The organism is Massilia sp. DJPM01 (genome assembly GCF_030348125.1).
Classification (GTDB): domain Bacteria; phylum Pseudomonadota; class Gammaproteobacteria; order Burkholderiales; family Burkholderiaceae_D; genus Telluria_A; species Telluria_A frigida.
In genome coordinates this window covers 59,468-73,012 of sequence record NZ_JAQOZV010000009.1, presented here as the reverse complement: position 1 = coordinate 73,012, position 13,545 = coordinate 59,468, and the positions used below count along the sequence as shown (strand labels likewise).

Annotated in this window: 12 protein-coding genes; 6 read left to right on the top strand and 6 right to left on the bottom strand. The window is 62.3% G+C overall.

From position 1 onward, the window contains the following. Positions 1–12: 12 nt before the first annotated feature. The 3 genes from PO883_RS08585 to PO883_RS08575 all read left to right on the top strand — a co-directional run bounded on the left by PO883_RS08585 (position 13) and on the right by PO883_RS08575 (position 2,462). Positions 13–336, top strand: a complete 324-nt coding sequence (locus PO883_RS08585) for a rhodanese-like domain-containing protein (RefSeq protein ID WP_289309381.1) — start codon at positions 13–15, stop codon at positions 334–336. A 91-nt stretch (positions 337–427) separates the two neighbouring features. After that, positions 428–1,786, top strand: coding sequence for a TolC family outer membrane protein (locus PO883_RS08580; protein ID WP_289309380.1), 1,359 nt, complete (start codon positions 428–430; stop codon positions 1,784–1,786). A 178-nt stretch (positions 1,787–1,964) separates the two neighbouring features. Beyond that, entirely contained in the window at positions 1,965–2,462 is a 498-nt protein-coding gene (locus PO883_RS08575) for a hypothetical protein (protein ID WP_289309379.1), read from the top strand. Positions 2,463–2,520: 58 nt separating this feature from the next. Here PO883_RS08575 and PO883_RS08570 read toward each other — a convergent pair whose 3' ends face one another. Beyond that, a complete protein-coding gene (locus PO883_RS08570) occupies positions 2,521–2,979 on the bottom strand; it encodes a hypothetical protein (protein WP_289309378.1) in 459 nt (152 codons plus the stop codon). A 213-nt stretch (positions 2,980–3,192) separates the two neighbouring features. Here PO883_RS08570 and PO883_RS08565 point away from each other — a divergent pair, with 213 nt between their 5' ends. Next, positions 3,193–4,338, top strand: a complete 1,146-nt coding sequence (locus PO883_RS08565) for a sensor histidine kinase KdpD (RefSeq protein ID WP_289309377.1) — start codon at positions 3,193–3,195, stop codon at positions 4,336–4,338. Positions 4,339–4,405: 67 nt separating this feature from the next. Here PO883_RS08565 and gloA read toward each other — a convergent pair whose 3' ends face one another. From gloA to PO883_RS08540, 5 genes are all read right to left on the bottom strand, one after another. Continuing rightward, positions 4,406–4,819, bottom strand: coding sequence for a lactoylglutathione lyase (gene gloA / locus PO883_RS08560; RefSeq protein WP_206090529.1), 414 nt, complete (start codon positions 4,817–4,819; stop codon positions 4,406–4,408). A 66-nt stretch (positions 4,820–4,885) separates the two neighbouring features. Then, a complete protein-coding gene (locus PO883_RS08555) occupies positions 4,886–7,588 on the bottom strand; it encodes a TonB-dependent siderophore receptor (RefSeq protein WP_289309376.1) in 2,703 nt (900 codons plus the stop codon). A 251-nt stretch (positions 7,589–7,839) separates the two neighbouring features. Then, on the bottom strand, positions 7,840–8,268 hold the full coding sequence (locus PO883_RS08550; RefSeq protein WP_103170664.1) for an OsmC family protein: 429 nt from the start codon (positions 8,266–8,268) through the stop codon (positions 7,840–7,842). Between the two features lie 109 nt (positions 8,269–8,377). After that, positions 8,378–9,679 (bottom strand): sorbosone dehydrogenase family protein, encoded by a 1,302-nt coding sequence (locus tag PO883_RS08545; protein WP_289309375.1) that lies wholly within the window; start codon positions 9,677–9,679, stop codon positions 8,378–8,380. Continuing rightward, entirely contained in the window at positions 9,676–9,984 is a 309-nt protein-coding gene (locus PO883_RS08540; protein ID WP_054264877.1) for a hypothetical protein, read from the bottom strand. Before PO883_RS08540 ends, PO883_RS08545 begins: the two co-directional genes overlap by 4 nt. A 260-nt stretch (positions 9,985–10,244) precedes the next feature. On the opposite strand from PO883_RS08540, the gene PO883_RS08535 reads away from it, so the two are divergent. Together PO883_RS08535 and PO883_RS08530 are read left to right on the top strand one after the other, a co-directional pair. Continuing rightward, entirely contained in the window at positions 10,245–12,461 is a 2,217-nt protein-coding gene (locus PO883_RS08535; RefSeq protein ID WP_289309374.1) for a DUF4157 domain-containing protein, read from the top strand. A 159-nt stretch (positions 12,462–12,620) separates the two neighbouring features. Further along, positions 12,621–13,523, top strand: coding sequence for an NAD kinase (locus tag PO883_RS08530; protein ID WP_289309373.1), 903 nt, complete (start codon positions 12,621–12,623; stop codon positions 13,521–13,523). The last annotated feature ends 22 nt before the right edge of the window (positions 13,524–13,545 follow it).

Here is a 13,545-nt window from a genome sequence, read left to right as displayed (position 1 = left end):
AGCGGGCACGGCATGCATCACCTCACCGCCCCCGAGTTGGCCGCCTGGCTGGCCGATCCTGCGCGTCCGCGCCCGCTGTTGCTGGATGTGCGAGAAAACTGGGAGTTTGAAACCTGCAAGATCGAGGGATCGACCCAGATTGCCATGAACACGATTCCGGCGCGCATCGAAGAACTCGACGAGGAGGCCGAGATCGTCTGCATCTGCCACCACGGCGCGCGCAGCATGCAGGTTGCGGCCTTTTTGGAGCGCAACGGTTTTAGCAATATCACCAATCTGACCGGCGGCATCCACGCCTGGGCAGTGCAGGTCGACGGCAGTATGCCGAAGTATTGATTCCAGGTAACGGTAGACGCGCGGCGGCGGTGTCGGCCACCACCGGGCTGCAGTTCTTTTAACTTTTTTGATGACTCCAATGGAGAATGCAATGCAGAAACCCCTCATGGCCGTGCTGATTGCCAGCGCATTTTTTTCCTTGAATGCACAGGCGGCGGACCTGATCCAGGTCTACCAGCAAGCGCTGGCCAATGACGCCGCGTTCGCCAGCGCGCGCGCGGCCCTGGCCGCCGGCATGGAGCGGGTTCCGCAAGGCCGCTCGCTGCTTCTGCCCACCGTGGGCTTGAACGGCAGCATCGTCAAGAACGATAGCGACTCGACGCCGTGGAATGTCGGCCAGACCGTGACCCTGGCCAATGGCTCCAGGGTGCCGGTCACCAGCGGCGGCGCCAACGAGCGCACCACCACCCACACCCTGTCGCTGACCCAGCCGCTGTTTCGCTGGGCTAACTGGCAAAGCTACGAACAGAGCAAGCTGCAGCAAGCCCAGGCCGAGGCCCAGTTCGCCCAGGCTCAGCAAGACTTGATCACGCGCGTGGCGCAAGCCTACTTCGATGTGCTGGCCGCCCAGGACACCCTGGAACTGAGCCGCGCCCAGAAAACCGCCACCACCGAGCAGCTCGCCTCGGCCAAGCGCAACTTCGAAGTCGGCACCCAGACCATCACCGATACCCACGAAGCCCAGGCCGCCTACGACCTGGTGGTGGCGCAGGAGTTTGCCGCCATCAACGACCTGGAGAACAAGCGCAGCGCGCTGCAAGCGATCATCGGCAGCGCGCCGTCCGGCCTGGCCACCCTGAAACAGGGCGTGCTGCTGGCGTCGCCCGAGCCGGCCGTGATCGACCCGTGGGTATCGTCGGCCGAAAGCCATAACTACGGCGTCGTCGGCGCCCAGCTGAGCTACGAGCTGTCCAAGCGCGAAATCCAGAAAAGCCGCGCCGGCCATTATCCGACCCTGGACCTGACCGCCAACATCAGCCGCCAGAACATGACTGGCCAGACCCAGCAGTCGGGCAGGACCGAGAACAAGGGTATCGGCATTGCGTACAACGTGCCGATCTTCAACGGCTTTGCCGTGACCAGCCGCGTGCGCGAAACCATCGCGCTCGAAGACAAGGCCCGCAACGACCTCGAAGCGACCCGCCGCAACGCCGCCAACGTGGCGCGCCAAGCCTTTTTGGGCGTAAACAGCGGGCTGGCCCAGGTCAAGGCGCTGCAGGCGGCGGAAGTGTCGAGCAACTCGGCGCTGGAATCGAACAAGCTCGGCTACCAGGTGGGCGTGCGCATCAATATCGACGTGCTCAATGCGCAGCGCCAGCTGTATTCGACCCGGCGCGACCTGTCGCGTGCGCGTTACGACACCATCCTGAACGGCTTGCGCCTGAAATCGGCGGCCGGTTCGCTGCGCGAAGCGGACCTGGTGCCGGTCAACGATTTGCTGGTCAAGTAAGCCAGTCAGCACCCCCGAAGGGCAGGCGCTGCCGGGATCCGTTCCCGGCAGCGCCTGCCCTTGTCACAGGAGCCGAAACAGGCAAGTACGCCGGCCAGGTCGATGACGCCGCCGGTGACGCTCATGACGCTCGACAAATTCCGGCGCACGGTCTTGCCGTCCGCCCGACAGCATCGAGATGGCAGCGCCCGCCGGACGAAGCAGCTTGCTGGCCTTGACCACGGCGGTGCATGCGGACGCCCGGCCAATTTTGCAGTGGGACCGGGAAGAGCGGCGCAATCCGGTCGCCTGGTACCTCTACCCGTCCGGCTCCTTGCCCAGCGAATTCAATCTGACAGGCAGTTTTTATGAAGTAAGGGCCATCACCTTGCTGCCCTGCGCATGGGGCGGCGAGCAGCATCCCCAGCACGGTGAACGCCTCATCTTCGTGCTCAAGGACGCGCGCGACCTGAACAAGTGCGGCGGCCAGTCCGCGCTGTTTCCGGCTTGTATGAAAGGCGAGCTGCACGGCTTCAGGTCGACGATTGAAGCGTACAGCCAGGCCAATAGCCTGGCCGGGTCCGGCGACGATAACGTGGCAGGTCTCGGACTGGCCAAGGGCGACCAGTATCAGGTGCGCGTGCGCGTGAGCTCCAACGGCCAGGCCAGCGAGTACCAGCTCGACCGCTGGGACTGAGCTGTTGCGGAGCGGGGCGCCGCTTGCGCCGTTTGGCGTGCGCCCGGCGCGCGCCTCCTCAAGCCTCGCTCTGCGGCAGCGGAAACTCGAAACGGATGGACTGGACCGGCATCCTCTCCAGCGCCGCCGTATCCCATTTTTTGCTGTAGTCCGCCGAGTCGGCCAAGCCCTCGACGACGACGGTGATTTCGGATGCGTGCCCACCCTTGAACATGTCCAGCAAGGAGGCAAAGCGCTCGCTCGACTGATGGATGTCGATCACGCATTGCGATTTTCCCGCGCCCGCCGTGTAATTGACCCAGCCGGGCGGTTCGGTGGGAAGGAGGATGCCCGGCTTGTGGCGTTGGATCGTCATGCTCCAGGCGGCATGGTTGATCATGAACGAATCGGAGGCGTAGATCTTGGGGCCGCCCGTCAGCTCCAGCTGCAGTGTAATCACAGGATCGAGCTCGACGGCTCCCTCCTGGCGCATCACATGGTAGCTCAGTCTACTTTCGAACACTAACTCGGCACTCATCGGCTCTCCTCTTCATTGCACTTTCGGCCATGTTACCCCTTCCTGTACCCGGGCGGATGCCAATTGTGCCTATGCCACCGGCCGCGCCGCTTATCGGTATGACCGATGCCGTACGGTAAGCATCGAAACAGGCGTAGACTGTGCCGATGTGGATCGGGTAGTTAAAACGGTTCAGTCAATCAAGAATACTCTCTTTCGCCTTATCAGGATGTCATGCGCCTTTCTAAATTCATCAGTGAACATATCGAAGTGATCTTGCAGGAGTGGGAAGATTTCGCCGGCACCTTGCATCCGCTGAAGTCTTCCACCAAAGCGCAGCTGCGCGATCACGCGAAAGCCATCCTCGGAGCGATTTGCCTTGACCTCGATACCTACCAGAGCGTCGAGGCGGGCATTGAAAAATCCAAGGGAAACGGGCCCGACTCGGCCGCCGAAACGGCGGCCGAGGCCCATGCCGCCGACCGGGTGAACGCCGGTTTTACGGTCGAGGAATTGATGGCGGAATTTCGCGCCTTGCGCGCGAGCGTGCTCAGGCTCTGGCAAAACCGGGTCAAGACCGCCGATGAATCCGATCTTCAGGACATGCTGCGCTTTAACGAGGCGATCGATCAATCCCTGACCGAATCCCTGGCCCAGTTTTCCGCCATGCTGCGCGATTCCCAAAACGTGTTCCTGGCCATCCTCGGGCACGACGTGCGCAATCCACTGGGGGCGATCAGCATGGGAACCCAGATGATCCTGCAAGACACCACCTTGCCGGCGCGGCATGTGAAGGTGGCCGCGCAGGTCTTGCGCAGCACGCAACGGGTGACGGAGATTGTTTCCGATCTCCTCGACTATTCCGCCAGCCACCTGGGCAGTGGCATTCCGGTCACCTTGGCCGACTACGATGTATCGATAGAAAGCCGGTCGGTCGTTCAGGAGATGAGACTGTTTCATCCGGAGCGGGAATTCAAGGTCGACATCGAGGATGGCATTATCGTTGCATGGGACTGTGCCCGCATCAGCCAGGCCCTGTCGAACCTGATGGCGAACGCGGTACAGCACGGATCGGCGACGAGTCCGGTCTGGGTGACGCTCAGCCGTCAGGGCAAGGAGGTGGTGATGGTGGTCCAGAATGAAGGCGATATCATTTCTCCGAACAGGCTCAGGGTCATGTTCGATCCCGGCAAGAGTTTTGCCATGAAGAGCACCAGCGAACGCAGCGCCAGCCAGACCAGCAATCTGGGCCTCGGCCTCTACATCACGCATGAAATCGTGCTGGCCCATGGCGGAACCATCCGGGTGAGCTCGACCGAACTGGAAGGCACCACGGTCACGGTGCGCATTCCCGCGATCGCAACGCGGCCTGCCGCCTAGGCTGGCGCGCCAGTGAAAAACGCCTCGTGCGAGGCGTTTTTCGTGAACCTGCGCGGCCTGGCTGGTCTTACTCGTTCAAGCCGTTCGCGCGCACGCCATCCTTGCGCTCGATGAGTTCGATCTTGTAGCCGTCCGGATCGGTCACGAACGCAATCACCGTGCTGCCACCCTTGACCGGGCCCGGCTCGCGCGTGACGTTGCCGCCATTGGCGCGCGCCGCGTCGCAAGCGGCCACGATGTCATCGGCCGAAATGGCCAGGTGGCCGTAGGCGCTGCCCAGCTCGTACTTGTCCACGCCCCAGTTATAGGTCAGTTCCAGTTCCGCATGCTCCGGATTGCTGCCGTAGCCGACGAACGCCAGGGTGTACTTGTACTCGGCGTTCTCGCTGGTGCGCAGCAGGGTCATGCCCAGCACCCTGGTATAGAAATCGATCGAGCGCTGCAGGTCGCCGACCCGTAACATGGTGTGCAAAATGCGCATCGTAGTCCTTGGTAATCAAATCAAGCCACGATTTTAAGCGCTCCATCGATTCTCTGCCGGCCGCGCTCAGGAACCGAAGTGGTAGTTCAGTTCCAGCCAGAACTGGCGTCCCACCGGGCTGTAGTTGCCGACCGGGTAGTTCGGCCAGCCGCCGGTGGTGTCGCGCTTGATGCGGTTACCGACGTTGTTGACCGCCACCGACACCGTGGCGCGCCCGCTGACCTTGTACACGCTCGACAGGTTGACCAGGGTGGTCGGCGACAAAAAGGCCGTCTGCGCCGCATTCGGCACCTTGCCGTAGCGCTGGGCGAACACGGTGTTCGACCAGTTGCCCACGTTCCAGTTCAAGCTGGCGTTGAGCTTGTCGCGCCAATCCTGGTTGGAGAGGTCGTCCAGCTCATCCTTGAGCACGTCGCCGGCGAACTGGCGCGAGTTCTTGCTGAAGGACTTGGAGTAATTGCCCTTGAAGGTGAATTTGCCCCAGTCGGCGCTGCGCAGCACATAACGCGCGCTCAGGTCGATCCCGTCGGCATCCTGGTAAGCGGCGTTGATCGGATTGACCCGGATTTCGCGGATCTCGCCCGGCTTGTTGAGCGCCGTTAAGGCATAGCGCTGGATGCGGTTGATGGCATCGACGCAGGTGGGCGAACTCAAGTCCCCGGCGATGCGGCAGTCCGATTCCTTGCGCAGCAGGACGTCGGCGTCCAGATTGGTGAGCAGATCGTCGATCTTGATGTTCCAGTAATCGATCGAGACGTCGAAGTCGGCGCTGGGCGACCATACCGCGCCCAGCCCGTAGGATTTGCCTTTTTCCGAGCGCAACTCCTTGCTGCCGGTCTGGATGTAGTCGTTGCCCGGCGAAACGTTGGCGAATTCGCAGGTATCGATGCTTTGGCCGGCCTGGGCGCAACGGTAATAGTCGGTGGTCGACGAGTAATAGCCGGTGCTGCGCGCCTTGAAGATGTAATTCATGTCGGGAGCGCGGAAGCTGGTGGCGTAGTTGCCGCGCACCAGCAGCGGCTTGAGCGGACGCCATTCGACGCCGGCGTTGTAGGTCAGCTTGCCTTCGTTGCGGCCGGCAAAATTGTAGCGGTCGTAGCGGCCGGCCAGGGTCGAGTTCAGTTCCTTGAGCAAGGGCACGCTCGCTTCCACGCCCAAAGCGTAGCGGCGGCGCGAACCTGCCGTGATATCGCTGCTCGATACGATGTTGAACGCGCCTTCGCCGTAGCGCTGGTCCGGCTTGTTGACGAAGCGCTGGTGGCCGGCTTCGGCGATGCTCGCCAGCTTGACCGGCCCCGCCGGCAAGGTGAACAGTTCGCCGGTCGCGACCAGGCTCAGGGTCTGGTTGCGCGAGGTGTCGTCGCTGTCGGCCTGGCCGGTGATGCTGTTAAATTGCTCGGGAGTGAGGCGCTGGGTCAGGCGCGCCTGATTCGGCGCGTAAATGGCGATGCCGTCGGTATCGGTGCCCAGTTTCGGCCCCAGGAAAAAGCTGTCGATATTGGCCAGCGCGCGCTGCACATGGCCTTCGCTCTTGTAGAACGAGGCGCTGTAGCCGGCTTCATAGCGCCAGCCGGTACCCGGAATGTCGCCCTTGGCGCCCAGGGAGACCGAGCTGGCCTGGTCGTCCCAGGTGCGGTTGTAGCGCTGTACGCCGCCCATTTCCTCGGGCGAGATGTATTTGGTCCAGGCTTCGTACACGCCGCTGTTCTTGTTGAAGAAATAGCCATTGCCGGTCGACGATGAGGTCCACGACGGGCCGCGCGTGTTGTTGGCGGTCTTGTTCTGGCCGAGCAGGAATTCGGCGAACAGTTCGGTCGACGGGGTCAGCGCATAATTGGCGCTGCCGAACAGATTGGTGCTGCGGTTCTTGGTCTGGGTGGTCCAGTAGGTCGGGCTGACCTTGTTGCTGGCGCAGTAAGTGCCTTTTTTCGCGGTGTATTTGAATTCGCTGCCGCCGAACAGGTCGCCGAGCGTATCGCAGGCATCGCCCAGGTCGACGTACTTGCCGGTGTTGACGTTCTTGCGCGACAAGGTATTGGTCGGCGTGCCGTCGCGCACGGCCATGAAGTCGCGCTGGTTGCTCCACAGCGGCTCGCGGTCGAGCACTTCCAGGCTGAATACGGTGTTGAGCTTGTCGAAGCTGCGTCCGCCGCTGATCTGCAGGCGGCGGTCGCCCCCGCCGCCGCGCGAGCTGGTGCCGCCCTTGAGGTTGACGTCGATGCCGTCGGCCTTTTTCTTGAGGATGATGTTGACCACGCCGGCGATGGCGTCGGAACCATACACGGCGGAGGCGCCACCGCTGAGGATCTCCACCCGTTCGACAATGCTCGACGGAATATTGGCCAGGTTGGTGAAGTTGACCTCGCCTTCATACGCGGTCGGGAAGTCGGCCAGGCGGCGGCCGTTCAGCAGGATCAGGGTGTGGTTCGGGCCCAGGCCGCGCAGGCTGATGGTGTTGGCCGATGGGGTGTGGGTATTGCCAAAATCGGCGCCGGTGGTGAAGCCGCTGTTCTGCGCCTGGTTGTTGAGGGCGTCGAACAGGTTCTTGTATCCCTGTTTGGTCATTTCCTCGCCGCTGATGACCACCACGGCGGACGGCCCTTCGACCTTGGCCCGCGCGATGCGCGAACCGGTGATGACGACCGACGACGTGGGGGTGACCGCCTCGGCGGCGCTGGCGGTTTGCGCCTGCGCCTGCTGCACCGCGCCGCAGAGCAAGGTGATCGCCGCTGCCGCCAGGGGCGTCAATTTCAAATGTGTGATTGTCATTGAGGTGCTTTATGGTAGTCAAAAATCAATGATACCAACAAGCAAACATCGTGCGAACGATTGTTTTTGCGTTTATATATACAAAAATGCACAGGCGCAGGGGCGACATGGCGGGAACGTACGAGGCGAGGCAAAACGAGGGGTGGCGAGACGAGGGGGGCGAGACGAGGGCAGGCGCAGGACAGGGGGGATGGACGATGATTGTTACACCCGCGCCGGGTGCCGCCCTGGCGCGGGAATGGTGCCGGTGCTTACTCTTCCAGACGCGCGTCGAGCGTGATCGCCGCATTCAACAGCTTCGACACCGGGCAATTGTTTTTCGCGCGCAGTACCGCCGCTTCGAAGGCTTCCTGGTTGGCGCCGGGAATGGTCGCCACCAGATTCAAATGCACGGCCGAAATCGTGAAGCCATCATCGGTCTTGTCCAGCGACACGGTCGCGGTGGTCGTCAGCTTTTGCGCCGTCATGCCCGCTTCGCCCAACTGTCCCGACAAGGCCATCGTGAAGCAGCCGGCATGCGCGGCGCCGATCAATTCTTCCGGATTGGTTCCCGGACCGTTTTCGAAACGGGTATTGAAACCGTATTGTGTATTGTCGAGCACGCCGCTCTGGGTCGAAATGCTGCCTTTGCCATCCTTGATGCCGCCACTCCAGACGGCGCTGCCTGAACGTTTGATCATGGTATTTCTCCTTAGATTTGTTTAAATGCAATCAAGCCATCATGCGCCGCGACCATCGGTCCATCCGTTCGCCAGCGCACAATGAAGCTGAAGCTATGCCGCGGTGCAGCTATTTGCCGCCGGGCGTGATGCGCCAGACCGTATTGCCGACATCGTCGGCGACCAGAATGCCGCCGCCCTGATCCACCGCCACCCCCACCGGCCGCCCGAAAGCGCGCCCTTCGGGGCTGAGAAAGCCGGTCAGCACATCCTGGGGCGCACCGTTCGGCGTGCCGTCGGTGAACGGCACGTAGATCAGCTTGTAGCCGGCAAACGGCTTGCGGTTCCACGAACCGTGCTGGCCGATCAGCGCGCCATTCTTAAAGGCTGGCATCAGGTCGGCGTTATAGAACGCCAGGCCGAGCGAGGCCGTATGCGCGCCCAGCGCGTAATCGGGTGTGAGGGCCCTGGCCACCAGGTCGGGCCGCGGCGGTTCCACCCGCGCATCGACATTCTGGCCGAAGTAGCTGTACGGCCAGCCGTAAAAGCCGCCATCCTTCACCGAGGTCATGTAGTCGGGGACGAGGTCGTTGCCCAGCTCGTCGCGTTCGTTCACGCTGGTCCACAGCGCCCCGCTTTCCGGCTGGAAGCCCATGCCGACCGGATTGCGCAAGCCCGTGGCGAACAGGCGCGACTTGCCATCGGCCGGGTTGAATTCCCAGATCGCGGCGCGGCCTTCCTCTTTGTCGAGTCCGTTTTCGCCGGCGTTGCTGTTCGAGCCGACCGAGATATACAAACGGGTGCCGTCGGGACTGGCCACGAGGTTCTTGGTCCAGTGATGATTGATCCCGGCCGGCAAGTCGAGCACCTTGACACCTTTGGCGCTAATCCGGGTCTGCCCTTCCTGGTATGGAAAGCGCAGCAGCGCGTCGGCATTGGCGACATACAGGTCGTTGCCCACCAGCGCCATGCCGAAGGGCGAGAACAGGCCGTCGAGAAACACCGAGCGGCTGGCCGCCTCGCCGCTCGGCCCGGTCCCGCGCAGCAGGGTAATCCGGTTGGCGGACGGCACGGCCGCGCCGGCCTTTTTCATTTCATGCTTCATCACCATGCCGCGCAGGCTGAAGCCTTCGTCGGGCTTGGGCGGCGCGTTGGTTTCCGCCACCAGCACGTCGCCATTGGGCAGCACGTACAGCCAGCGTGGATGCTCCAGCCCGCTGGCGTAGGCCGCCACCGCCAAGCCCTGGGCCACCGCCGGTTTGGTCCCCTTGGGCCAGGGATCGGCCGGGGCGATGTTCATGGTCGGCAGCAGCGAGCGCGAGGGCGCCGGCAGCGCCGGATTGGGGCCGAAGCCGGACGGCATGGTCTGCCCGTGCGCAGCGAGCGCGGCAGCGGCCAGGCCGAGCGCCACCATCAGACGCGAGCGTTTCATTCTTTGTCCTTGCCCTTGGCCTGGTTCGACGGCTCGTGATGGCGCATGCCGCTGCCGGCGTCCGCCTTGGGCCGGGCCTGGCCCGAACCGCCGGCGGGCGCGACTACTTCGACGCCGCGCATGCCGTGCATATCGGTATCGACCAAGCCCTGGGCCAGGTCGTCGGCCGCCTGTTTCATGACGCCGCGCGGTTCCTTGTCGTGGCCGTCGGGCGACTCGTCGCGCTCGTGCGGCAGGCGCTTGACGTCGTCGTCATGGATCTTGGCGTCGGTGTTGATTTTACGGTCTTGTGTTTCGGTAACCATGGTGCAGCTCCCTGTGGATGACTCATTGTGCAAATGGTATCGCTTCGAGGGGAAGGTGGCCGTTCAATTGAGCGCCACGCGCACGCGTCCTCGCGCAGGCCTGGACGCAAGCGCGATTGCATGGCCGGGAAATTTTGATGCGGCCGGCCTGATGCCGCATACTGGAGACACCCGTGACATAAGGATGAAAATTGGCTTAACTTTGGGCAATTTTTAATGAATGCAATATTTCAACAATTGATGAAATAGGGATTCACGATATGACCATTCACGCTGACAAGACGCCGGAAAATCACATGCAGCCGATGACCAGGGGCGCTGCTCAACAAACCGGCGCCAGCGCGCCGGCGTTGCAGTTTATGGATAACCGTGCTCAAGCGGGCGTGCATCGGACATTGCAGGAACTGGCCAATAACAGCGCTCGGGTCCGGCAATTGCGGTCTTTCCAGCCGAGTGGGCCGATGAAGGATGAAGAAAAGCATCCGGCCATCCAGGCAAAACGGAACCGCAACGGGCTGCCTGAGAAATTGCAGTCAGGCATGGAAGACCTGTCCGGCTACGCCATGGACGATGTCAAGGTCCATTACAACTCGGAGCGACCGGGAACCCTGCAAGCGCATGCATTTGCCCAAGGCACGGAAATCCATGTGGCACCGGGACAGGAAGCCTATCTTCCCCATGAGGCATGGCACGTGGTCCAGCAGAAGCAAGGACGGGTACCAGCAAGTTCGCCTATGAAGGGCGCAGGTCCGGTCAATACCGACCGTACCTTGGAGAAAGAGGCAGACGTGATGGGCGAAAAAGTCCGTTCGCGTCCCTTGGTGGAACGCAGCCATGCGCCGCTGCAAGGCAGGTTCCAGGCCGGTGGTGTCATTCAATTGCGAACCAACGAGGAACGGGCCGCCCTGGCGAACGGGTTCATGCAACAGGTGAACACCCTGTATCTCGGACGCATCGTCGGCGCTAGCACACTAAGAAACAATCATACCGGGGAGATCGCCACCCTTGCACCAGGGAGCGTCATCGTCTATCAGGGCAACTTGCGAGACAATTTCAGCAAGGGGCTGAGGACTGTCATGAAAGACCATGTCTTTTGTGCAGCGGTTGCCGGCGCTACGGGTACCGTTCATGGCAATCCCGCGCAGTGGCGGCGGGGCTGGGTGGTCTACGAAAATATCGAGACCGATTCCGCCGGCAGCGCCATCTTGCAGGCTGCCGCTCCTGCCGGCTCGGTTGCGTTGCAAGTGCTCGGCTATCTGCAACAGGCGGCACAGGGCGGCCCCTTGCCGCCGCGGGTCGCGAACCGCCGCGATACGGCACCGAGGGCAATCAAGGCCTGGGCCGAAAAGACGCGCAATCCGCTGACGGAACAAATGCCCCTGGCCGATCTCGGCCTGACGGCGGTCGATTTGGACAACATTGCTGGCAATGCCTACGACATTATCGATCCCAACGGCGACCTCGGCCTGGACCGCGTCGCTCAAGACAGTGCATTTTTTACCGATGCCCAAACGTTTCTTGCTTTGAATGCCGCCGCCATGCCGGGCACTCTGGCCAAGAATCATGAGCTGAGGGACGCGACGGTGGGTGGCGAACGCGCGCGCAACGGGCGGGCCTGGCTGGCATCGTATGCCGGCAAAAATTTCAACGATGCAGAGATGATCGCCATCACCGGGGCGCAGGTCACGAATATTTTCATCAACCGACATGCGCCCACATGGGCTGCTTACCAGCAAAATACCGAGCATCAACATCTACACCATCAGTTCGGTGCCGCACAAGCCAATTGGAGCGCTTCGCAAACGATCCGGGGCAAGGGCCAGGACGCGTTAATTAACCGCATGACAGCCGGCGGCGCCGGCGAATACTATCTTTTTCACGGCACCTCAAAAGCCAACGTCTACAACATCAGTAAAAGCGGATTCGATCCGGAGTTCGTCAACTATACCACTCTGAAAGGGTATGGAAAAACCGGCTATGGGACCGCGTTTACCGATCAATTTGCCAAGGCCCTTGCGTATGCCCCGCCTGAAAAAATTGCCGGCGTCAATGGCGGCCCCGACACGTACAAGCATTACGTGCTGGTCGCGCGCGTGTTTGCCGGACGCACGCACCAGGTGGGCGATAACGCGCGCAGGACGCGGGGGAATCTGGAAATGACCCAGCACAACATTAACTATCCGGAAGCGACCGGGAATAAAATGCGGGCGCAAGGCCAAGGTATGCTTCATTTGGGACAGGCGAGCAAGACTGTTGCGGACTCGTATGCCACCGGTACGCCCTTGCATTCCACTGTTCAGGACCGGGACTTCAGCCTGACCTTGAATGCGGATGGTGGCCTTGCGAAGGAAAATCGTACCTACCGGGATACCAGCCTTACTGTGCCGGATGCGATCCAGATGTATCCAGCCTATATCATCGAATCCGAGATTCCTGCGGCGAACATGCGTACCGGCCAGCGCACGATGGCGCAATAAGCGCCGGCACGGCCGATTGCGACTTGCCCGCGCGCGCCGCCGCACTTATACTGCGCCACTGTGAATGCATACAGTATTGCCGCCGATGGCGGCCATGTAGCAGAAGCAGGCATTATGGGGTAATCTCCTGCGTGTCGCCCCTCAACCGCCGAGAAGTCCATGCCAGCTACGCCAGAATCGCAACAAACCATCGCGCTCGTCGTGCGGCACAACACGGACGGGATCGGCGAGCCGGTCGCCCGCCTGCTCGCCTTCCTGCAAGGCGCCGGCTACCGCGTGGTGTTCGAGAGCGAAACCGCAGCCCATCTCGGCCTGCCCGTGATCGAGGCGATGAGCGTGAGCGGCATCGGCGCGGTGGCCTGCGCCGTGATCGTCATGGGCGGCGACGGCACCATGCTCGGCATCGCGCGCCAGCTGGCGCCCTTCGACGTGCCGCTGATCGGCATCAACCTGGGGCGCCTGGGCTTCATGACCGACATCCCGGTCGAGCGCATGCTCCCGGTGCTGGGCGACATCCTGGGCGGCAAGGCGCGCGCCGAAAAGCGCACCCTGCTCGAAGGACGGGTGCTGCGCGGCGGCGCCATGATCGCCTGCGGGCTGGCGGTCAACGATGTGGTGGTGGCGCGCGGCGCCGGCGCCGGCATGGTCGAGCTGAAAGTGGCCGTGGACGGCAATTTCATGTACAACCAGCGCTCCGACGGCCTGATCATCTCGACCCCGACCGGCTCGACCGCCTACGCGCTGTCGGCCGGCGGCCCGCTGCTCCATCCCAGCCTGGGCGGCATCGTGCTGGTGCCGATCGCCCCGCACGCGCTGTCGAACCGGCCGATCGTGGTGCCCGACAGCAGCGAAATCGTGATCGAGATCGTCGGCGGGCGCGACACCAGCGTCAATTTCGACATGCAAACCTTCGCCAGCCTCGCGCATGGCGACCAGATCGTCATCTCGCGCTCGCCCAACCACATCACCTTCCTGCATCCGGAAGGCTGGAGCTATTACGACACCCTGCGCGAAAAATTGCACTGGAACGAATATCCGTCGGGCGAGGGCAAGCTGCGCTAACAGCGCTGTCCCGCACGCCATT